The sequence below is a fragment of the Streptomyces sp. NRRL F-4489 genome, from assembly GCF_001509485.1.
GTDB lineage: Bacteria > Actinomycetota > Actinomycetes > Streptomycetales > Streptomycetaceae > Streptomyces.
Genome location: NZ_LLZI01000224.1, coordinates 1 through 20,290, shown reverse-complemented (window position 1 = coordinate 20,290; position 20,290 = coordinate 1). Strand labels below are relative to the sequence as shown.

Genomic DNA, 20,290 nt, shown 5'->3' with positions numbered 1-20,290 from the left:
CGGCACCGTCAGGACGCCGCCCAGGACAGCACCCCTCACCACGGCACCCGTCAGGACGCCGCCCCCGCCCCGCCCCCCGGGGCCAGTGCCGTGATCTCGGCCAGGGAGGTGTTGAAGCGCGTCAGGAGGGACGTGAACGCCTCGCGCTCCTCCTCGCTCCACTCCTCCGTCACCAGCGCCATCAGGGCCCGCCGCGAGGCGCGGACCTCGTCCAGGCGGGCGTGGCCGCGCTCGGAGAGCTCCAGGACCACCGCGCGGCCGTCCTCCGGGTGCGTGGCGCGGTCGACCAGCCCGGCGTCGACCAGCGGCGCCACCTGCCGGGTGACCGTCGAGGAGTCGATCCCCATCCCGCAGGCCAGGGCCTTGACGCCCATCGGGCCCTCCTGGTCCAGGCGGTTGAGGAGCAGGTAGGCGGCGCGGTCCATGGAGTTGCGCGCCTGTCCGACGCCACCGAGCCGGCTCTGTTCGGCGCGGCGGGCGAAGACCGCCACTTGGTGCTGGAGCGCGTCGAGAAGAGCGGTGTCGGTGTGGGTCGTCATGTCCGGAGAGGTGGGCATGGCCGGGGCTCGCTTCATCGGGATGGGCATGGATGGCTGGGGAAGACAGGGTACGCGGCGGCGGCGCGGCCCGTACCGGCGCTGCCGCCTCCGGGCCGCGCCGTACCTGGCCGGACGGGGGCCGGGACGCGCCGGTGTCCGGCATCCGGCCGGAAAAGCCCGGATCGTGGCCGAACTGCGAGACTGGCCGCATGGCCGACCACACGCCGCCGCGCACGCCGCACGGGCCGGAGGGTCCGCACGGGCCGGAGGGCCCGGACGTACCCCCGCACGGGCCGGACGGGTGGGACGCGCTCCCCGGGCCGACCGCCCCCGCCCCGGCCCCCACCACCCTCACCCTCGACGACATCCGCGAGGCCCAGAAGCTGCTCTCCGGCGTCGCCCGGACGACCGCCATGGAGGGCAGCCGCTACCTCTCCGCGCTGGTCGGCGCGCCCGTCCACCTCAAGTGCGAGAACCTCCAGCGCACCGGCTCGTTCAAGATCCGCGGCGCCTACGTGCGGATCGCCGGCCTCTCGGCGGCGGAGCGCGGGGCCGGCGTGGTCGCGGCGAGCGCCGGCAACCACGCGCAGGGCGTCGCCCTCGCGGCCTCCCTGCTGGGCGTCGAGTCGACCGTCTTCATGCCGGCCGGCGCCCCGCTGCCCAAGGTCGCCGCGACCCGCGAGTACGGCGCCGAGGTGCGGCTGCACGGCCAGGTGGTGGACGAGACGCTGGCCGCCGCCCAGGAGTACGCCCGGCGCACCGGCGCGGTCTTCATCCACCCCTTCGACCACCGCGACATCATCGCGGGCCAGGGCACGGTCGGCCTGGAGATCCTCGAACAGTGCCCGGAGGTGCGGACCGTCGTCGTCGGCGTGGGCGGCGGCGGGCTCGCCGCGGGTATCGCCCTCGCGGTCAAGGCGCTGCGCCCGGACGTGCGGGTGGTCGGGGTGCAGGCGGCGGCCGCGGCCTGCTACCCGCCGTCGCTCGCGGCGGGCCGCCCGGTGGCCATCGAGCCGCTGACCACGATGGCGGACGGGATCAAGGTCGGGCGGCCGGGCGACGTCCCGTTCGGCATGGTGCGGGAACTGGTCGACGAGGTCCGCACGGTCACCGAGGACGAGCTGTCCAGCGCGCTGCTGCTCTGCCTGGAGCGGGCGAAGCTGGTCGTGGAGCCGGCCGGGGCGAGCCCGGTGGCGGCGCTGCTGTCGGCGCCCGGTTCGTTCGAGGGGCCGGTGGTCGCGGTGCTCTCCGGCGGCAACGTCGATCCGCTCCTGATGCAGCGCATCCTGCGGCACGGTATGGCCGCCGCCGGCCGCTACCTCTCGCTGCGGCTGCGGCTCACCGACCGGCCCGGCGCGCTGGCCACCCTCCTCGGCGTGCTGACGGTGGTGGACGCCAATGTGCTGGACGTCGGGCACGTACGGACCGACCCCCGGCTGGGGCTCACCGAGGCCGAGGTCGAACTCCATCTGGAGACCAAGGGGCCCGAGCACTGCGCCGAGGTGTGCGCGGCACTGCGCGAGGCCGGCTACGACGTGGTCGCGGCCTGAGCGAACGGGCCGGAGGGGCCGACGGGGTCGGAGGGATCGGACGGGCCGGAGGGGTCGGACGGGTCGGACGGGCCCGAGTGACGCGTGGAGTCTTCGGTACGAGTTGTACGAGCAATACGAGAGTTGTACGACGGCCCCCACCTGCCGGTTGGGTGTTTTCGGTGGCGGAGGCCGGACCGGCGTGGAAATGTGGCGGTGTCGCTGCCGGTTCGCCGTATGTCAGCTCGTCATAGAACTCGTCATAGAGCTTGTCGTGGACATCGTCATACGACGCGTCGCGCTGCCGTGCGTTCCCGTACGTACCGTTCCGAATGCGCCAACCATGGGGGTACCCACATGCCAGGTGCCATTTACGCCGAAGGTCTGGTGAAGACCTTCGGCGAGGTGAGGGCACTGGACGGCGTCGATCTCGACGTTCCCGAAGGCACCGTCCTCGGACTGCTCGGCCCGAACGGCGCCGGCAAGACCACCGCCGTCAGGGTCCTGACCACCCTGCTCCGGCCCGACCGCGGCATCGCCCGGGTCGCCGGCCTCGACGTCCTCGCGCAGCCCGACGCGGTCCGCCGCGCCATCGGTCTCTCCGGCCAATTCGCCGCCGTGGACGAGTACTTGACCGGCCGGGAGAATCTCGTCATGGTCGGGCGGCTTTACCAGATGCGCGGCCGCGACGCCAAGCGGCGGGCCGCCGAACTGCTGGAGCGGTTCGGGCTCGCGGACGCCGGGGACCGGCCCGCCAAGACCTACTCCGGCGGGATGCGCCGCCGCCTCGACCTCGCCGCCGCGCTGGTCGTCAGCCCGCCGGTGATGTTCATGGACGAGCCGACCACCGGCCTGGACCCGCGCAACCGCCAGGCGCTGTGGGACGTCATCCAGGAACTGGTCGCCGGCGGCACCACCCTGCTGCTCACCACCCAGTATCTGGAGGAGGCCGACCGGCTCGCCCACGACATCTGCGTGGTCGACCACGGCCGGGTCATCGCGCGCGGTACCTCCGACCAGCTCAAGGCCCGTACGGGCGGTGAGCGGATCGAGGTCGTGGTGCACGAGCCCGGGCAGCTGGCGGCCGCCCGCGAGGTACTGGACGCGGTCGCCAAGGGGGAGGGCACGGCCGATCCGCACACCCGGCGGCTCACCGTCCCGGTGACCGGCGGCGCCCGGCTGCTCGCCGAGGTCATCCGCGAACTGGACGGCCGGGGCGTGGAGATCGACGACATCGGGCTGCGCCGCCCGACCCTCGACGATGTCTTCATCGCGCTGACCGGCCATGCGGCGGAGTCGGAGTCCGGCGCGCGGGCCGGGGACCCGCGGGCCGGGACGGCGGGTCGTGGTGGGCGCGGCGGGGGCGGCGGGGGCGTCCCCGCGGACGGCGATGCACCCGCCGGCGGCCCGCACCCCGGCACGGCTACGAGCGCAAGGGAGGGCGTGCGATGAGCGCGATCGGACACCCGGGCGGACACCCGGGCGGACACCCGGGCGGGACCCCCTTGGACCAGGCCACCGGCCCGGCCCCCGCCCCGAGCGGAGCCCCGCACGGCGAACGCCCCATCAGCGGACTCATCCGTTCCGCCCGCGACGCACTCGTACTGGCCCAGCGGAACTTGATTCGCATGCGGCGCATTCCCGAAGTGGTCATTTTCGCCCTGGTCCAGCCGATTATGTTCGTGGTGCTCTTCACCTACGTTTTCGGCGGATCCATCGCGGTCCCGGGCGCCCCGGCCGGTGATGCCCAGGCGTATCGGGAATTCCTCATGGCGGGCATTTTCGCGCAGACCGTTACGTTCGCCACGGCCGGTGCGGGCGCGGGCATCGCGGACGATATGCACAAGGGGCTGATCGACCGGTTCCGGTCGCTGCCGATGTCGCGGGGCGCGGTGCTCACCGGCCGTACCCTCGCCGACCTGGTGCAGACCGCGCTGACCATGGTGGTGCTGGCCGCCGTCGCGCTGCTGATCGGCTGGCGCAGCCACGAGAACGTCGCCGGTGTGCTGGCCGGCTTCGCGCTGCTGCTCCTGCTCGGCTACGCGTTCTCCTGGATCGGCGCGCTGATCGGCCTCTCGGTCCGGACGCCGGAGGCGGCCACGTCCGGCGGGCTGATCTGGCTCTTCCCGCTGACGTTCGTCTCCAACGCGTTCGTGCCGGTCAACGGGATGCCGGCGTTCCTCCAGCACGTCGCGGAGTGGAACCCGTTCAGTGCCACGGTCGCCGGGGCCCGGGAGCTGTTCGGCAACACCATCGAGGGCGTGCCCCGGTCGGTGACCGGCGCCTGGCCGATGGAGCACCCGGTGCTCGCCTCGGTGCTCTGGTCGGTCCTGATCATCGCGGTCTTCCGGACGCTGGCGGTCCGCAAGTACCGGTCGGCGACCGCCTGAGCAGCCGCCCCTGGCCGGCTCGTGGCAGGTGGCGCGGCGGCAGGCGGCCGGCGGTAGGTGGCGAGGGCGGTAGGCGGCGGGTACGCGAAGCGGCCCGGAGCATCGTGCTCCGGGCCGCTTCCGCGGTATCGCGTGGGGTGTCCGCGTGTCCGCGTCTCCGCGTCTCCGCGTCTCCGCCGCTCCGTACGGATCCGCCGCTCAGCCCGTGTAGGGCTTGGCGTCGAGGATCTTCACGGACGCCCGCTTGCCGTTCGGGAGCTCGTACTCCGCGTCGGCGCCGATCTTCTTGCCGTTCACCCCGGAGCCCAGCGGCGACTGCGGCGAGTACGTCTCGATGTCCCCGCTCGCGTACTCCCGCGAGGCCAGGAGGAACGAAAGGGTGTCGTCCGGGTCCCCGTCGAACGCGATGGTGACGACCATGCCGGGGGCGACCGTGCCGTTGGCCTCGGGGGCTTCGCCGACCTTCGCGGTCTCCAGCAGCTGCTTGAGCTGGCGGACCCGCAGCTCCTGCTTGCCCTGCTCTTCCTTGGCCGCGTGGTACCCGGCGTTCTCCTTCAGGTCACCTTCCTCGCGGGCCGCCTGGATCTTCTCGGTGATCTCGGCGCGTGCGGGACCAGACAGGTACTCCAGCTCGGCCTTGAGCTGGTCATACGCCTCCTGGGTCAGCCAGGTGACGTTCTCGCTGGTCTGGGTCACAGGTGCTCCTCGTCGGTACTGGGGATAAATCAAACGCCCTACCAGGAAGGTTTGCGCCTTCACAGGTGGGCGAAACCACGAGCCTAACAATTCCGGCACAAAACGGGGAAGAGGAATTTCACAGTGGTCGTGCGGGACCGCATCACCGCAGTTCAGGAGCGGTGCGGCCGCTCCCGGCGGATGGGCCGTACGAGTCACCGGGCGCCGGGCCTCCGGGCGGTCCGGGCCTCCGGGCGGCGGTCCCGTCAGCGGGCGGTCGCGTCAGCCCGCGGACCCGGCCGGCGGGGAACCGTCCAGCGGTCGCGTCAGCCCGCGCTGCCGGACGCCGCCGTGCAGCCGACCAGGACGGCGTTGGTCGCCCGCTTCGTCGTACGCAGCGTGACCTCCGTATCGACCTGCCCCGAGCGCTGGTCGATGGCGACGTCCTTGCGGCCGACCTCGGAACCGTCGGTGGCCTGCGAACGGAGCGTGCACACGCCCCGGTCGTCCTTGCCCTTGACCACTTCGAGGTGGACCTTGACCGCGTGGTCGGAGACCGCTTCCCAGGTGATGATCCGGCCGCTGAGATCCTGCCCGGAGATGTACGAGGCGCCGAGCCAGCCGACGACGCCGAGCAGCACCGCGCCCAGCACCCCGCCGACGATCTTGAGCGTGCGGTCCGCGCGCTGGTCGGCCGAGCGGCCGTAGCGTCCCTCGGGGAGCTCTTCGCGCACCGCGGCCATGATCCATCCTCCTGGTAGGGGACCGGGGACCGTGGGACCCCCGGGGGGTCCCCGCCCCGGGGAATACAGCGCCCCCTCGCTTCGGTCACTATAGGAGGCATCTTCTCCGGCCCTTCACTGAGGATCGAGTCTTGACTGAGCAGCTGCGATTGATGGCGGTCCACGCCCACCCCGACGACGAGTCGAGCAAGGGTGCGGCCACCATGGCCAAGTACGTGTCCGAGGGGGTGGACGTGCTGGTCGTCACCTGCACCGGGGGCGAGCGCGGCTCCATCCTCAACCCCAAGCTCCAGGGCGATCCGTACATCGAGGAGCACATCCACGAGGTGCGCAGGAAGGAGATGGACGAGGCCCGCGAGATCCTGGGCGTCAAGCAGGAGTGGCTGGGCTTCGTGGACTCCGGGCTGCCCGAGGGCGACCCGCTGCCGCCGCTGCCCGAGGGCTGCTTCGCGCTCCAGGACGTCGAGGAGGCGGCCGGGCGCCTGGTGAAGCTGATCCGGGAATTCAAGCCGCAGGTCATCACGACCTACGACGAGAACGGCGGCTACCCGCACCCGGACCACATCATGACCCACAAGATCACGATGGTGGCCTTCGAAGCGGCCGGCGACCCGGAGAAGTACCCGGAGGCCGGCGAGCCCTGGCAGCCGCAGAAGCTCTACTACAACCAGGGCTTCAACAAGCCCCGCACCCTGGCGCTGCACGAGGCGCTGCTGGAGCGCGGTATGGAGTCGCCCTACGGCGAGTGGCTGGAGCGGTGGAAGTCCTTCGAGCGCCGCGAGCGCACGCTGACCACCTACATCCCCTGCGCCGACTTCTTCGAGATCCGCGACAAGGCGCTGATCGCCCACGCCACCCAGATCGACCCCGACGGCGGGTGGTTCCGGGTGCCGATGGACATCCAGCGCGAGGTCTGGCCGACCGAGGAATACGAGCTCGCGAAGTCGCTCGTGGACACTTCGCTCCCCGAGGACGACCTCTTCGCGGGCATCCGCAACAATTGAGCCCATGATGAGCGCGACCAGCACCCTCGCCCTGACGCACTTCGTCACCCTTGCCGACAGCTTCGACAAGGACAAGGTGACCCCCGGCGTCCTCGGCTTCATCGTCTTCGCGGTCATCGGCGGTGCCGTGTGGCTGCTGATGAAGTCCATGAACAAGCACATGCGCAAGGTGGACTTCGAGGAGACCCCCGAGGACGGCCAGGCGGGCACCACCGCCCCGGCCGCCGCGGCCCCGAAGCCCAAGACCAGCTGACGGCCCGGCGCCCGACTCCGGGCGCGGTGCGCGGCGCGCGGGCACGATGACCGGGCGGCGGCCTTGGACCCGGCCGTCTGGCAGCGGCCGGCAGACCGGCCCGGCGGCTCGCTGGCCCACGCGGTCAGCGGGCCGTACCGCCGGCCGGCGCGCGATGCCGCGTACGGACCCGACACGGCGGCCTCACTCCGCGGCCGCCGCCGGCACGGCCGGTACGCCCATGACCTCTCTGGCGTGCCGGTCCGGCACCATGCCCAGCCGCCACGCCTGCCAGCCCGTCTCCGGCTCCACCCCGCGCTCCAGCAGCAGCCCGAGCGTCTGCGCGCAGTCCGCCAGCTTGGCGTCCCGGCCGCCGTGCCGCTTCGCGACCAGCCGCGCCAGCTCCTCCTGCGCCACCGCCGTACCGACCACCGAACCGCCCGGTGAGGCGAACGGCAGCAGCGTGCACCGCAGGAACCGCGCCCAGTCCTCGCCGCGCCGGTCGCCGTACCCGGCGAACAGCTCCGCCGCCTCACCGGCCAGCTCCAGCGCCTGCGCCGACCGCCCGTTGCCGGCGTCGATGATCACCAGCTCCAGGACGGACCACGCCTCGCCGTGCGCCACCCCGATCCGCTGGAAGTCCCTCCGGGCGTCCTGGAGCAGCTGCCGGGCGAACCCGCTGTTGCGCAGCGAGCCGGTCTGCTCGGCCCGCAGATCGCGGGTCACCCGGCCCGCGTGGTGGCGCGCGCAGGCCAGGCCGTAGCCGTCCTGCATGCGGCTGAACATGTTCCGCGCGCGCTCCAGCTGGCGCAGCGCGGCGTCCCGCTCGCCGCGCTCCTCCAGGGCGTGGCCGAGGTAGTACATCGTCCACGCCTCACCGCGCGCGTCCTCGTGCTGCCGGTGCAGCGGCAGCGCCTGGTGGAGGCGGTCCACGGCCGGGCCGGCGTCACCGGCCACCAGCCGGGCCCGGGCCAGCTGCGTCATCGCCCAGGCCGTACCGCGGTCGTCGTGCGTGCGGCCGTACAGCTCCAGCGCGGCGTGCAGCGCGGTCTCGGCGGCCGGTACGTCGCCGCGCCGCAGATGGACCTGGCCGAGCTGGAAGTGCGCCCACGCCTGGCCGTGCAGGCTCTCGCTCTCCTCGTGCAGCGCCAGCGACTCCCGCAGCATCTCCTCGGCCTCGGCGAGCCGCGCCCGGTCCCGCTCCACCGCCGCCAGGGCGTGCAGCGTCCAGGCCCGGTCGCCGCGCATCTCCGGCCCGGACTGGAGGTCCAGCGCCTCCCGCAGCCGGGCCGCGGCCTCGGTGAGCTGCCCCTGCTGCTGGAGGGTGATGCCCAGATCGCGCAGCGCGCGGGCCGCGCCCACCGGATGCTGCGCCTCGAAATACAGGTCGACCACCGAGGACAGCGTGGCCCGGGCGCGGTCCAGCTCGCCGAGCTGGCGGGCCGCGACGCCGGTGCGCCACTGCACCGAGCGCACCAGCAGGCCCTGGCCGGCCGCCCGGGTCAGCTCGCTCAGCTCGCCGAGGCGGTAGAGGTCGCCGCGCAGCAGGCAGTAGTCGCACAGCGCGCCCAGCAGATGGGACACCGCTTCCTGGTCGACGTCCTGGTCGGCGTGGCGCAGCGCGGCGGTGATGAAGCTGGTCTCGTCGTCCAGCCACTGCAGGGCCGCGTCCAGGGACGCGAAGCCGTGCGGGCCGAAGCGGTCGGCGCGGGTGGAGGTGTTGCCGTCCACGAGGCGGATCACCGCGTCGGCCAGCTCGGCGTAGCCGCGGATCAGCCGCTCCTGGGCCGCGGCGCGCTCGGCCGGCTCCTCCTCGGCCGCCAGCCGGGCGTGCGCGAAGCGGTGCACCAGGGGATGCAGGCGGTAGCGCTCGCCGCGGACGTGCTCGATCAGCCCGGACCGGGCCAGCGCGGCCAGCTGCCGCCCGGCTTCCGCGTCCGCCACGCCGAGCAGCGCGGCCGCGGCCGCCGTGCCCAGGCTGGCCCGGCCCACCAGGGCCAGCCGGCGCAGCAGCTGCCGGGCCGGCGGCGGCATGTCGGCGTACCGCAGCGCCAGCGCCCGCTCCACGGGGGCCGCCCCGCCGGCCGCCGCCAGCTCCCGGGCCAGCGCGGCGGGGGAGCGGTCGCCCAGCGCCGAGCCGGCCACCCGCAGCGCCAGCGGCAGTCCGCCGCACAGCTCCGCGATCCGGTCGACGGCCTGCGCGTCGTACGGGCCCGCGCCCTCCGCCGGTGTCTCCCCGGCGGCGGCCGGCGAGCGCAGCAGCTCCTCGGTACCCGCCGCGTCCAGCCCCGTCACCGGCAGCTGGTGCACCCGCGCGGGCAGGTCCGCCGGGAGGTCCAGTGGCGTACGGGAGGTCACCAGCACCAGGCTGTCGGAGCCGTCCGGCACCAGGGCGCGGACCTGCTCGGCGTCCGCGGCGTCGTCCAGCAGCACGGCCACCGGCAGCTCGGCCAGATGCCGGTGGTAGATCTCGGTGAGCCGCTTGACGTGCTGCTCCTGGGAGGCGCGCTCGCGGAACAGCAGCTGCTCGCGCGGCGCGCCCAGTCGGTTGAGCAGATGCAGCAGCGCGTCCCGGATGGGCAGCGGCGCCTCCCCGGGGGTGTCGCCGCGCAGGTCCACCACACAGGCGCCGCGGAACCGGTCGCTCAGCTGATGGGCCGCCCGCACCGCCAGTGCCGTCCGGCCCGAACCCGGCTCGCCGTGCAGCACCACCACCGTGGGCCGCGTCCCGCTGCTCGCCCGGCCGGCCCGCACCCACCCGTCGATCCGCTCCAGCTCCGCCCGGCGCCCGGCGAACGGGCCGTCCGGCTGCGGGAGTTGGCCGAACGACCGCTCCAGCACCGACCGCCGGCGGGCCGCCGCGCTGCGGTCCGCGCCGCGCAGCCGCGGCCCCCGGGAGCCCTTCCCCGCCGCCTGCCCGGACGACGCGCCGCCGCTCCGGGACGCCGTCAGCATCCGCTGCTGATCGAGGAACGGGCGGACCCCGCGCACCTCCAGTGCCGTCAGCCACGCCAGCCGCAACTGCTCGGCGCCGCCGGGCTGACCGCGCATCCCGGCCTGGCGGTGCGCCGCCGGGAAGTGCCCCGCGGCCAGCTTCACCACCGCGGCCGCCGCGCCCGCCACCAGCGCCGCACCACCCGCGCCGAGCGCCGGGCCGCCGCCCGTGCCGTACGCCAGATCGGCCCCGAACGCGGCCACCGCGGCCACCAGCGCCGTCACCGCCGGCGTCCCCAGCTCCTTGCGCGTGAGCCGCCGCGCCAGCGGCCGCCGGCCGGCCGCCGCCTCGTCCAGCGCCCGCACATACGCGGCGTACTCCTCCGCCGCCGGCGCGGCCAATTCGTCCAGCGCCGCGGACGCTCTGGCCAGCAGCGCCGGCCCGTCCAGCCGCCCGCCCGAGCGGCGCACCTCCTCCTCAACGGTCCGCTTCAGCAGCTCCCGCGCGTCCTTGCGGTGGCCGTCGCGCAGCCCCGTTCCTTCGCCCGGCATGCCCGTCCCCCTCCAGCAGTCGCCAGCAGTCCTGGCGAGTCCAGCACTCCCCGCGGATCATCGGTGCCCCGGCCGTACGCCGCTCACGCCACCGCACTCCGCCCCGGCGCGATCACCGCCGTTACGCACAGTGTTCCCCCTCCGCGCGGATCGCGTCAGCCCTGTGGATAACTCCCGCCGCACCCGGCATCCGCCGCCCCGTTGGGGGAGGATGGCCCCATGCCGAACCGCCTGGCCCATGAGACTTCCCCGTATCTGCTCCAGCACGCCGACAACCCCGTCGACTGGTGGCCCTGGTCCCCCGAAGCGTTCGAGGAGGCCCGCCGCCGCGGCGTCCCGGTCCTGCTCAGCGTCGGGTACAGCTCCTGTCATTGGTGTCATGTGATGGCCGGCGAAAGCTTCGAGGACGCGGAGCTGGCCGGGCTGGTCAACGAGAACTTCGTCGCCGTCAAGGTCGACCGCGAGGAGCGCCCGGACGTCGACGCCGTCTACATGGAGGCCGTCCAGGCCGCCACCGGGCAGGGCGGCTGGCCGATGACCGTCTTTCTCACGCCCGACGCCGAGCCGTTCTACTTCGGTACGTACTTCCCGCCGGAGCCGCGGCACGGCATGCCCTCGTTCGGGCAGGTGCTGGAGGGGGTCCGGGCCGCCTGGGCCGACCGGCGGGAGGAGGTCGGGGAGGTCGCCGGCCGGATCGTCGCCGACCTCGCGGGCCGCTCGCTGGCCGAGTCGCTCCCGGAGGACGGCCGGCGGCCGCCGCGCCCGGAGGAGCTGCACACCGCGCTGATGGGCCTGACCCGCGAATTCGACGCGGTGCACGGCGGCTTCGGCGGCGCCCCGAAGTTCCCGCCGTCCATGGTGCTGGAGTTCCTGCTCCGCCACCACGCCCGGACCGGCTCCGCCGGCGCCCTGGAGATGGTGCAGGCGACCTGTGCGGCGATGGCCCGCGGCGGGATCTACGACCAGCTCGGCGGCGGTTTCGCGCGCTACTCCGTCGACCGGGAATGGGTCGTTCCGCATTTCGAAAAAATGCTCTATGACAACGCGCTGCTCTGCCGCCTGTACGCCCACTTGTGGCGCGCCACCGGCTCCGACCTGGCCCGCCGGATCGCGCTGGAGACCGCCGACTTCATGGTCCGCGAACTCCGCACCGAACAGGGCGGTTTCGCCTCCGCGCTGGACGCGGACAGCGACGACGGCACCGGCCGGCACGCCGAGGGCGCGTACTACGTATGGACGCCGGAGCAGCTGCGCGCCGTCCTGGGCGAGGACGACGCCGCGTTCGCCGCCACGTATTTCGGCGTCACCGAGGAGGGCACCTTCGAGGAGGGCGCCTCGGTCCTCCAACTCCCCGACACCGGCGGCCCGCTGGCGGACGCCGACCGCGTCGCCTCCGTACGGCAGCGGCTGCTGGCGGCGCGCGCGCAGCGGCCGCGCCCGGGGCGCGACGACAAGGTCGTCACCTCCTGGAACGGCCTGGCCATCGCCGCGCTCGCGGAGACCGGCGCCTACTTCGACCGGCCCGACCTCGTGCAGGCCGCCACCGACGCCGCCGATCTGCTGGTCCGCGTCCACATGGACGGGCAGGCGCGGCTGCACCGCACCTCCAAGGACGGTACGGCCGGGACCAGCACCGGCGTCCTGGAGGACTACGCCGACGCCGCCGAGGGCTTCCTGGCGCTGGCCTCGGTCACCGGGGAGGGCGTCTGGGTGGAGTTCGCCGGCTTCCTCCTGGACACCGTGCTGGTCCAGTTCACCGCGCCCGACGGCACCCTCTACGACACCGCCGCCGACGCCGAGAAGCTGATCCGCCGCCCCCAGGACCCGACCGACAACGCCACGCCCTCCGGGTGGACCGCCGCGGCCGGGGCACTGCTCTCCTACGGGGCGCTGACCGGCAGCGCGCTCCACCGGGACGCCGCGGAGCGGGCCCTGGGGATCGTCACCGCCCTCGGCGGCCGGGCGCCGCGCTTCATCGGCTGGGGGCTGGCGGTCGCCGAGGCCGCGCTGGACGGGCCGCGCGAGGTCGCGGTGGTCGGCCCGCCGGAGGACCCGGCCACCCGCGCGCTGCACCGCGCCGCCCTGCTCGGCACCGCCCCCGGGACGGTGGTCGCCCTGGGCGCCCCCGGGCCGGACGACGCCGCCGAGGTGCCGCTGCTGATGTCCCGCCCGCTGGTCGACGGGCAGCCCGCCGCGTACGTGTGCCGTCACTTCACCTGCGAGCGGCCGACGACCGATCCGGAGGAGCTGGCGGGGCGGTTGCGCAGCTGAGGCGCCGGTCCAGGGGGTGGGGCGGGGCGTGGCCCGTTGGGCGGCCTCCGGCCCCTGTCCCCGGGGCCCGGCCCCGCTTCGGCCGTCCCGCCTCAAGTCCTAGGTCCCCAGACCTGGTTGAACGTGCCGCACGCCGCACGTTCTAGCCTCCGCACATGACGAACCGCACGCACCGCGAGGTCCGCCTCGCCGCCCGTCCCTCGGGCCCGGTCACCGACGACCTCTTCGAGATCGCCGAGGTCCCCGTTCCGGAACCGGCCGAGGGCCAGGTCCTCGTACGCAACACCCTGATGTCCGTCGCCGCCGTGATGCGCACCCTGATGGATGAGACCGCCCCCGTCCCGATGCCGTCCTTCGTGGTCGGCGAGGCGCTCCACGGCCCGGCCGTCGGCGAGGTGGTCGCCGCCCCGGGGACCGGCCTGAACCCCGGCGACCTGGTGGAGCACCGCTTCGGCTGGCGCGAGTACGCCCTGGTGGACGCCGACCAGGCGCGGCGCCTGGAGCCCGGTCTGCTGCCCGACCCCGCCGGTTACCTCTCGCAGGGCCCCACCGCCCTGATGGGCATCGACCGCGGCGCCGAAGTGCGCCCCGGGGACACGGTGTTCGTCACCGGGGCGGCCGGCGGCGTCGGCTCGCTGGCCGGCCAGATCGCCAGGCTGCGCGGCGCCGCCCGGGTCATCGGCAGCACCGGATCGCCGGAGAAGGCCGAGCGGCTCCGCGCGGAGTTCGGCTACGACGCGGTGGTCCTGCGCGGCGCCGGGCCCATCGAGGAGCAGCTGCGCGCGGCCGCCCCCGAGGGTATCGACGCGCTCTTCGACAACGTCGGCGGCGAGCAGCTGGAGGCCGCGATCGCGGTCGCCAAACGGGGCGCCCGGCTCGCCCTCGTGGGCGCGCTCTCCGCCCAACTGGCCGAGGGGCGGCGGGTCACGACCCCGGTCGACACCCTGTCCCTGGTCTCCCGCGGCATCACGCTGCGCGGGGTCGCCCTGCACGATCACCGCGACCTGATCCCGGAGTGGAACCGGCTGTTCGGCCAGGGGCTGCGCGACGGCACCCTCACCTTCCCGCACACCCGCCTCCAGGGCATCGAGCAGGCCCCGCGGGCCCTCCGGGAGCTGATCGCGGGCGAGCACCTGGGTGCCGTGCTCGTCGAGCTGTGAGCAACGGGAGGAAAACACAAGGGCGTTGGCCGGCTGTCGCCGAGTGGGTCATTCGTCCGGGGGATTGCGGATTCCGGGAGTAGCCTGCACGGGTGACGACCTTGCTGGGGAGCCGTTCCCTCGTCCAGGAGGCCGCGGCGCTGCGGTCCGGCGCGGACGACCCGCTCACCGCGGTGCTGCGCACCTGCGACCGCATCGACGCGGTGGACCACCGGATCCACGCCTTCGTCCCGGAGCCGGGGCGCCGCGATCGGCTGCGGGAAGCGGCCCGGGAGCTGGCCGCGGCCGGGCCGCCGGGCCCCGCCGGGCGGCCCGCGCTGTACGGCGTCCCGGTCGGTGTCAAGGACATCGTGCACGTCAACGGGCTGCCCACGCGGGCCGGTTCGGCGCTGCCGCCGGAGGAGCTGGCCGGTCCGCAGGCCGCCGTGGTGGACCGGCTGCGGACCGCCGGGGCGCTGATCGCGGGCAAGACGGTGACCGCGGAGTTCGCGGTCACCGCACCGGGGCCGACCCGCAACCCGCACCACACCGGGCACACGCCCGGCGGTTCGAGCAGCGGGTCGGCGGCCGCGGTCGCCGCCGGGATGGTGCCGCTGGCCATCGGGACGCAGACGGTGGGCTCGATGATCCGGCCCGCCGCCTACTGCGGGGTGGTCGGTTTCAAGCCGACGTTCGGGCGGATCCCGTGCGACGGCGTCCTGCCGAACGCGGTCAGTTTCGACACGCTCGGGTGCTATGCCGTGGATGTCGCGGGCGTCGCGCTGGCCGCGTCGGTGCTCTGCGACGACTGGCGGACCCATGAGGACAGCGGCACCGGGGACGCGGGCGGTACCGGGTACGCGGGCGCCCCGGCCCGGCTCCCGGTGCTCGGCGTGCCGGTCGGCCCCTATCTGGGGCGGGCCGGGGACGAGGCGCGGCACGCCTTCGGGAAGCAGCGGGCCGTGCTGGCCGCGGCCGGTTACGAGGTCCGCGAGGTGCCCGTGATGGCCGATTTCGACCGGATCACCGAGCAGCTCTTCACCATGAACCGCTACGAGGTCGCCCGCGCCCACGCCCGGTGGTTCGCCCGCCACGCCGACCGCTACCGGGAGCAGACCGCGGCCGCGATCCGCGAGGGTCACACGATCGGGGACGCCGCCTACGAGGCCGCCCGGGAACGCCGCGCCGCCTTCCGGGAACGGCTCGCCGCGGACGGGGCGGCCGCCGGGATCGACCTGTGGATCGCCCCGGCGGCCACCGGTCCGGCGCCCGAGGGCCTGGCCACCACCGGGAACTCCGTGATGTGCCTGCCCTGGAGCAACGCCGGACTGCCGTCGCTGACCCTGCCCGCCGGTCGGTCCGCCGGGGGTCTGCCGCTGGGCCTCCAACTCGTGGGCGGGGCGGGCGCCGACGAGGAGCTGCTCGCCTGGGCGGCCGGCATCGAGCGGGTGGCGGCCGGCCTGGCACCGCGCGCGCTCAGCGGGTGAGGCCGCCGGCCAGGACGTCCATCGCCTGGTGGATCAGCGGCTCCGGGCCGGCCGCCCGGGCGTCCTCGGCCCAGCGCAGCAGCGCTTCCTGGAGGGCGGCCAGGGCGGCCGCGCTGAGGACCCGCAGGCCCAGGTCGTCCGCGGGCCGCCCGGTGCGCTCGGCCAGTACGGTGCTGATGAGGTCCACGTGGCGGGCGGTGCGTTCGGCGGTGCGGCCCCGGACGGCGGGCACATCGCGGATCAGCCGGATGCGCTGGAGGAGTTCGGCGCGGTCGGCGGCGCTGATATCGCGCAGGATCCCGACCGCGACCTGGCGCAGGGTCTCGGTGACCGGCTCACCGGCCGGGCGGTTCCGGAGTCCCCTCGCCAGCAGGTCGTCGTACTCGTCGGGGAGCACGATGTCCTCTTTCGCCGGGAAGTAGCGGAAGACCGTACTGGGGGAGACCTCGGCGGCCTCGGCGATCCGGTCGACACCGGTCGCCTCGTAGCCCCGCTCCGCGAAGAGCCGGAAGGCGGCCCGGCGGATCGCGTGCCGGGTCTGGAGCTTCTTCCGCTCGCGCAGTCCGGGCCGGGGTGTTCCGGGCGGCGCCGCGGCGGGGGTGCGTGCGGAGACCATGCGGCTCATTGTCCCCATCCGTCGCTGCACCCACGCCTCGCCGCGGTGCGGAGCGCCGGCGGCGGCGCGTGGCCGAGGTCCGGCGCATTGACAGATCTCTGATTGTCAGTGGGGTGTGTCACGCTGAGAGCCGGGCATGATTACTGACAGTGACGCTCGGAGGGGAGGCTCGCGATGCGACCCGCGATTCATGTGTACGCCGCGCTCGCCGCCGCGCTGTGTGTGGGCGGCTATGTGCTGGGCGGTGGTCTGCTGGTGACGGCGTTGGTGCTGGCCGGGGTGGCGGTGCTGGCCTGGCGGGTGGCCGCCGCCTCCCGGCCCCGGCCGGGAGGGCGCGCGGCGGTTGCCGGGAGACCTGCGGCGAGACGGGCCGGGGGGTCTGAGGTGAGATCGGCCGGGGGACGTCCTGGGGTGCCGGCCGGGATACCGGGGGTGCCGGCCGCCCGGCCCCGGCCCGGCTCAGCGATGGGTGTACGCGACCAGCGAGATGCCGACGTAGTGCACGGCGAAGGCCGCAAGGGTGAGGGAGTGGAAGACCTCATGGAAGCCGAACCACCGCGGTGACGGGTTGGGGCGCTTGATGCCGTAGATGATGCCGCCCGCGCTGTAGAGCAGCCCGCCGACGATGACGAGGACGAGGACGGCGATGCCGCCGGTGCGCAGGAAGTCGGGGAGGAAGAAGACGGCGGCCCAGCCCATCGCGATATAGCACGGGGTGTAGAGCCAGCGCGGGGCGCCGACCCAGAAGACGCGGAAGGCGATGCCCGCCAGCGCGGCCCCCCACACCGCCCACAGCAGCACCTGCCCGCGGGTGCCCGGCACCAGCAGCAGGGTCAGCGGTGTGTAGGTGCCCGCGATGATCAGGAAGATGTTGGCGTGGTCGAGGCGGCGCAGCAGCCCACCGACCCGCGGGCTCCAATTGCCGCGGTGGTAAAGGGCGCTGACGCCGAACAGGAGGCAGGCGCTGAGGGTGTAGATACCGCAGGCCAGGCGGCCGCGGGGGCTGTCGGCGAGCGCGGTCAGCAGGACACCGGAGAGCAGCACGGCGGGGAACATTCCGGCGTGCAGCCAGCCGCGCAGCTTCGGTTTGAGCGGCGCGGCAGCGGCGGCGACCGCGGCGGCCACCCCCGAGCCGGAGTCGGTCCTGGACGGCGCGGAGGGCGGGCGGCTTACGCCGGCGTCAGGCGCGGAAGTCATGGCGCAATGCTACCTACGCAACCGTAAGTTACGGGTTCTACCTGAAGTGGTGACGGTCACCACGGTGCCCCCTGGACAGAACGGAAACGGGGTCGGATGATCAAATGAGTGCGGTCGGCACCGGATGAGCGGTCACGAAGCATCCGGGTCGCGGCCCCCAAGGGGCAGAGAAGTAAAAGAAGCGGTTTTCTTGCCTTATGAGCGGAAAGCCGACCAAACCCCTCAACTAGGAGCGATCGTGGCGCGCGACAACGCGGCTCCCTCTCCCGTCCCCACCCGGCACCAGGACCTGCGCAGGTGGGTCGAGGACATAGCGGCTCTCACCCAGCCCGACCGGGTCGTCTGGTGCGACGGTTCGGAGGCGGAGTACGAGCGTCTGTGCGAAGAGCTCGTCGCAAAGGGCACCTTCAAGAAGCTCGACCCGATCAAGCGCCCCAACTCGTACTACGCCGCCTCCGACCCCTCGGACGTGGCGCGCGTCGAGGACCGCACCTTCATCTGCTCGGAGAAGGAAGAGGACGCCGGGCCGACCAACCACTGGAAGGCCCCCGCCGAGATGCGGGAGATCTTCACCGGTGAGCAGGGCATCTTCCGGGGTGCGATGAAGGGCCGGACGATGTATGTCGTCCCGTTCTGCATGGGCCCGGTGGGCTCCCCGCTCTCCGCGATCGGCGTGGAGATCACCGACTCCGCCTACGTCGCCGTGTCGATGCGCACCATGACGCGGATGGGCCAGGCGGTACTCGACGAGCTCGGCGAGGACGGCTTCTTCGTCAAGGCCGTGCACACCCTCGGCGCCCCGCTCGCCGAGGGCGAGCAGGACGTGCCGTGGCCGTGCAACTCGACCAAGTACATCTCGCACTTCCCCGAGTCCCGCGAGATCTGGTCCTACGGCTCCGGCTACGGCGGCAACGCCCTGCTCGGCAAGAAGTGCTACGCGCTGCGCATCGCCTCCGTCATGGCCCGCGACGAGGGCTGGCTCGCCGAGCACATGCTCGTCCTCAAGCTGACCCCGCCGCAGGGCGAGGCCAAGTACGTCGCGGCGGCGTTCCCGAGCGCCTGCGGCAAGACCAACCTCGCCATGCTGGAGCCGACGATCCCGGGCTGGACGGTCGAGACCATCGGCGACGACATCGCCTGGATGCGCTTCGGCGAGGACGGCCGGCTCTACGCCATCAACCCCGAGGCGGGCTTCTTCGGCGTCGCGCCCGGCACCGGCGAGCACACCAACGCCAACGCCATGAAGACCCTCTGGGGCAACTCCGTCTTCACCAACGTCGCGCTCACCGACGACGGCGACGTGTGGTGGGAGGGCATGACGGAGGAGACCCCGGCGCACCTCACGGACTGGAAGGGCAACGACTGGACGCCGGAATCCGGTGTTCCGGCCGCGCACCCCAACGCGCGCTTCACCGTGCCCGCCGCCCAGTGCCCGACCATCGCGCCCGAGTGGGAGGACCCCAAGGGCGTGCCGATCTCGGCGATCCTCTTCGGCGGCCGCCGGGCCAGCGCGGTGCCGCTGGTGACCGAGTCGCTGAGCTGGCAGCACGGTGTCTTCCTCGGTGCCAACGTGGCGTCCGAGAAGACCGCCGCGGCCGAGGGCAAGGTCGGTGAGCTGCGCCGCGACCCGTTCGCCATGCTGCCGTTCTGCGGCTACAACATGGGCGACTACATGGCGCACTGGATCAAGGTCGGGGCCGGCAAGGACCAGAGCAAGCTGCCGAAGATCTACTACGTCAACTGGTTCCGCAAGGACGACACGGGCCGCTTCGTGTGGCCGGGCTTCGGCGAGAACAGCCGGGTGCTCAAGTGGATCGTCGAGCGGCTGGAGGGCACCGCCGAGGGCGTCGAGACCCCGATCGGCGTGCTGCCGACCAAGGAGGCGCTGGACACCGAGGGGCTGGAACTCTCCGACGCGGACCTGGAGTTCCTGCTCACCGTCGACAGGGACATCTGGCGCGAGGAGGCGGCGCTGGTGCCCGAGCACCTGAACACGTTCGGGGAGCACACGCCGGAGGAGCTTTGGGAGGAGTATCGGGCGTTGGTGCGGCGCCTGGGGTGAGCCGTACGTTGTCGGCTTTCCCGCCGTGGGGGTCTTTTCGTTGCGCCTGCGGCGCCTGTTCGGCGTGAGTCAGCCCGGTCCCGCGTGGTCGGCTTTCCCGTCGCGGGGTGCGTTGTTGCGCCTGCGGCGGGGAAGCCGCTGCGCGGGGCTTTTGGGTGCGGTGACGGGCCGGAGGGGGTGGCGTGCCGGACTGCTTCGCTTTACGTCCGGCACACCACCCCCTCCCGTGGGTGGGTGGGAATTGGGTGGGCGGGGGCTGGGGTGGGTGGGACGGCTCGCGTCTTCAGGTGGGGTGGCCGGTGGGGCTTTTTAGGCCGTGGCCAGGTCGCCGGCCTCGTGGAGGGGGAGTTGGGACTCTATGAGGGTGATGGCGGCGGGGTCGTCGCGGGTGGTGGCGACGGCGAGGGCGTTGCCGGCGAGGGTGCGGGCGCGCTGGCGGAGGGCGGGGATGCGCGCGGGGTCGCCGCCGTCGGTGGGCTCGGCGCGGAGCGGGGGGTGGCCGCTGAGGCGGGCGACCTCGGCGGCGATGCGGTCCGCGGCCTCGGTCAGGGCGGCGCGACGGGCGCCGCACTCGGTCAGGGCGCGCAGCTCGTCGGTGACGGTGAGCAGGGCGGTCAGCTGCCCGGCGAGCCGGATGTCCAGCTCCTCCTCGCGGGAGCGCTGCGGGATCCCCGGGGCGACGGCCATGGTGTGGACCGACTTGGTGCGGATCGGTTCGTACATGGGACGGCCTCCTGAAAACGTCTAGGAGGCCATCCTAGCTTAGACCGTGTCTAAAGTTGTGGGCTGTATAGGGGGCGGGGTCGGCTCAGTACTGTCCGTAGCTTTCGAGGAAGGCGCCGATTCGGGTGACGGCGTCCGTCAGATCGTCCTTGTTGGGCAGCGTGACCAGGCGGAAGTGGTCCGGATCGGGCCAGTTG

At 73.6% G+C, this 20,290-nt stretch carries 16 protein-coding genes and 1 pseudogene; 9 read left to right on the top strand and 8 right to left on the bottom strand.

What is annotated here, in order from left to right; translation table 11 throughout:
- Window positions 1–50 precede the first annotated feature (50 nt).
- Window positions 51–557 (bottom strand): MarR family transcriptional regulator, encoded by a 507-nt coding sequence (locus tag ADL22_RS17650; protein ID WP_066980011.1) that lies wholly within the window; start codon window positions 555–557, stop codon window positions 51–53.
- Window positions 558–748: 191 nt separating this feature from the next.
- Here ADL22_RS17650 and ilvA point away from each other — a divergent pair, with 191 nt between their 5' ends.
- The 3 genes from ilvA to ADL22_RS17635 all read left to right on the top strand — a co-directional run bounded on the left by ilvA (window position 749) and on the right by ADL22_RS17635 (window position 4,458).
- Window positions 749–2,089: a threonine ammonia-lyase gene (gene ilvA, locus ADL22_RS17645; protein WP_079064223.1), complete on the top strand. Its 1,341-nt coding sequence runs from the start codon at window positions 749–751 to the stop codon at window positions 2,087–2,089.
- Between the two features lie 336 nt (window positions 2,090–2,425).
- Window positions 2,426–3,520 carry an ATP-binding cassette domain-containing protein gene (locus ADL22_RS17640; protein WP_234430747.1) on the top strand — a complete coding sequence of 365 codons (1,095 nt, stop codon included), beginning with the start codon at window positions 2,426–2,428 and terminating at the stop codon, window positions 3,518–3,520.
- Window positions 3,517–4,458 carry an ABC transporter permease gene (locus tag ADL22_RS17635; RefSeq protein WP_234430746.1) on the top strand — a complete coding sequence of 314 codons (942 nt, stop codon included), beginning with the start codon at window positions 3,517–3,519 and terminating at the stop codon, window positions 4,456–4,458. The genes ADL22_RS17640 and ADL22_RS17635 overlap by 4 nt, the downstream gene beginning before the upstream one ends.
- Before the next feature lie 198 nt (window positions 4,459–4,656).
- On the opposite strand, the gene greA is transcribed toward ADL22_RS17635, so the two are convergent.
- The gene (gene greA / locus ADL22_RS17630) at window positions 4,657–5,154 is read right to left on the bottom strand and encodes a transcription elongation factor GreA (protein ID WP_066980005.1); all 498 of its coding nucleotides are present in this window, start codon (window positions 5,152–5,154) and stop codon (window positions 4,657–4,659) included.
- Between the two features lie 305 nt (window positions 5,155–5,459).
- Entirely contained in the window at window positions 5,460–5,876 is a 417-nt protein-coding gene (locus ADL22_RS17625) for a DUF4307 domain-containing protein (protein WP_066980002.1), read from the bottom strand.
- Between the two features lie 131 nt (window positions 5,877–6,007).
- Between ADL22_RS17625 and mca the strand changes: the two genes are divergently transcribed.
- Window positions 6,008–6,880: a mycothiol conjugate amidase Mca gene (gene mca / locus ADL22_RS17620; RefSeq protein ID WP_079064222.1), complete on the top strand. Its 873-nt coding sequence runs from the start codon at window positions 6,008–6,010 to the stop codon at window positions 6,878–6,880.
- 4 nt (window positions 6,881–6,884) lie between these two features.
- On the top strand, window positions 6,885–7,133 hold the full coding sequence (locus ADL22_RS17615) for a hypothetical protein (RefSeq protein ID WP_066979995.1): 249 nt from the start codon (window positions 6,885–6,887) through the stop codon (window positions 7,131–7,133).
- Between the two features lie 183 nt (window positions 7,134–7,316).
- Here the strand turns inward: ADL22_RS17615 and ADL22_RS17610 are convergent, their stop codons facing one another.
- Window positions 7,317–10,598, bottom strand: a complete 3,282-nt coding sequence (locus ADL22_RS17610; protein WP_199836323.1) for a tetratricopeptide repeat protein — start codon at window positions 10,596–10,598, stop codon at window positions 7,317–7,319.
- 219 nt (window positions 10,599–10,817) lie between these two features.
- On the opposite strand from ADL22_RS17610, the gene ADL22_RS17605 reads away from it, so the two are divergent.
- From ADL22_RS17605 to ADL22_RS17595, 3 genes are all read left to right on the top strand, one after another.
- The gene (locus tag ADL22_RS17605; protein WP_066979992.1) at window positions 10,818–12,869 is read left to right on the top strand and encodes a thioredoxin domain-containing protein; all 2,052 of its coding nucleotides are present in this window, start codon (window positions 10,818–10,820) and stop codon (window positions 12,867–12,869) included.
- A gap of 155 nt (window positions 12,870–13,024) precedes the next feature.
- Window positions 13,025–14,029, top strand: a complete 1,005-nt coding sequence (locus tag ADL22_RS17600; RefSeq protein WP_066979989.1) for an MDR family NADP-dependent oxidoreductase — start codon at window positions 13,025–13,027, stop codon at window positions 14,027–14,029.
- Window positions 14,030–14,121: 92 nt separating this feature from the next.
- Window positions 14,122–15,495, top strand: a complete 1,374-nt coding sequence (locus tag ADL22_RS17595) for an amidase (RefSeq protein WP_066979985.1) — start codon at window positions 14,122–14,124, stop codon at window positions 15,493–15,495.
- Here ADL22_RS17595 and ADL22_RS17590 read toward each other — a convergent pair.
- Window positions 15,485–16,111 carry a TetR/AcrR family transcriptional regulator gene (locus tag ADL22_RS17590; protein WP_079064221.1) on the bottom strand — a complete coding sequence of 209 codons (627 nt, stop codon included), beginning with the start codon at window positions 16,109–16,111 and terminating at the stop codon, window positions 15,485–15,487. The two genes, ADL22_RS17595 and ADL22_RS17590, sit on opposite strands and share 11 nt — an antisense overlap.
- A 459-nt stretch (window positions 16,112–16,570) precedes the next feature.
- Entirely contained in the window at window positions 16,571–17,308 is a 738-nt protein-coding gene (gene trhA / locus ADL22_RS17585) for a PAQR family membrane homeostasis protein TrhA (protein ID WP_079064220.1), read from the bottom strand.
- Between the two features lie 238 nt (window positions 17,309–17,546).
- Here trhA and ADL22_RS17580 point away from each other — a divergent pair, with 238 nt between their 5' ends.
- Window positions 17,547–19,370: a phosphoenolpyruvate carboxykinase (GTP) gene (locus tag ADL22_RS17580; protein WP_066979979.1), complete on the top strand. Its 1,824-nt coding sequence runs from the start codon at window positions 17,547–17,549 to the stop codon at window positions 19,368–19,370.
- A 309-nt stretch (window positions 19,371–19,679) separates the two neighbouring features.
- On the opposite strand, the gene ADL22_RS17575 is transcribed toward ADL22_RS17580, so the two are convergent.
- Together ADL22_RS17575 and ADL22_RS34845 are read right to left on the bottom strand one after the other, a co-directional pair.
- The gene (locus ADL22_RS17575) at window positions 19,680–20,093 is read right to left on the bottom strand and encodes a hypothetical protein (protein WP_066979976.1); all 414 of its coding nucleotides are present in this window, start codon (window positions 20,091–20,093) and stop codon (window positions 19,680–19,682) included.
- A gap of 85 nt (window positions 20,094–20,178) precedes the next feature.
- A pseudogene (locus tag ADL22_RS34845) lies at window positions 20,179–20,290 on the bottom strand (pyridoxal phosphate-dependent aminotransferase); the annotation flags it as partial.

Excerpts from the sequence above, each read along its gene's own strand:
- ADL22_RS17600 (WP_066979989.1), top strand. The coding sequence starts at position 13,025 with ATGACGAACCGCACGCACCGCGAGGTCCGCCTCGCCGCCCGTCCCTCG.
- ADL22_RS17605 (WP_066979992.1), top strand. The coding sequence starts at position 10,818 with ATGCCGAACCGCCTGGCCCATGAGACTTCCCCGTATCTGCTCCAGCAC.
- ADL22_RS17615 (WP_066979995.1), top strand. The coding sequence starts at position 6,885 with ATGATGAGCGCGACCAGCACCCTCGCCCTGACGCACTTCGTCACCCTT.
- trhA (WP_079064220.1), bottom strand. The coding sequence starts at position 17,308 with ATGACTTCCGCGCCTGACGCCGGCGTAAGCCGCCCGCCCTCCGCGCCG.
- ADL22_RS17625 (WP_066980002.1), bottom strand. The coding sequence starts at position 5,876 with ATGGCCGCGGTGCGCGAAGAGCTCCCCGAGGGACGCTACGGCCGCTCG.
- ADL22_RS17575 (WP_066979976.1), bottom strand. The coding sequence starts at position 20,093 with ATGTACGAACCGATCCGCACCAAGTCGGTCCACACCATGGCCGTCGCC.
- ADL22_RS17610 (WP_199836323.1), bottom strand. The coding sequence starts at position 10,598 with ATGCCGGGCGAAGGAACGGGGCTGCGCGACGGCCACCGCAAGGACGCG.
- ADL22_RS17640 (WP_234430747.1), top strand. The coding sequence starts at position 2,426 with ATGCCAGGTGCCATTTACGCCGAAGGTCTGGTGAAGACCTTCGGCGAG.
- ADL22_RS17650 (WP_066980011.1), bottom strand. The coding sequence starts at position 557 with ATGCCCACCTCTCCGGACATGACGACCCACACCGACACCGCTCTTCTC.
- ADL22_RS17635 (WP_234430746.1), top strand. The coding sequence starts at position 3,517 with ATGAGCGCGATCGGACACCCGGGCGGACACCCGGGCGGACACCCGGGC.
- ilvA (WP_079064223.1), top strand. The coding sequence starts at position 749 with ATGGCCGACCACACGCCGCCGCGCACGCCGCACGGGCCGGAGGGTCCG.
- ADL22_RS17590 (WP_079064221.1), bottom strand. The coding sequence starts at position 16,111 with ATGGTCTCCGCACGCACCCCCGCCGCGGCGCCGCCCGGAACACCCCGG.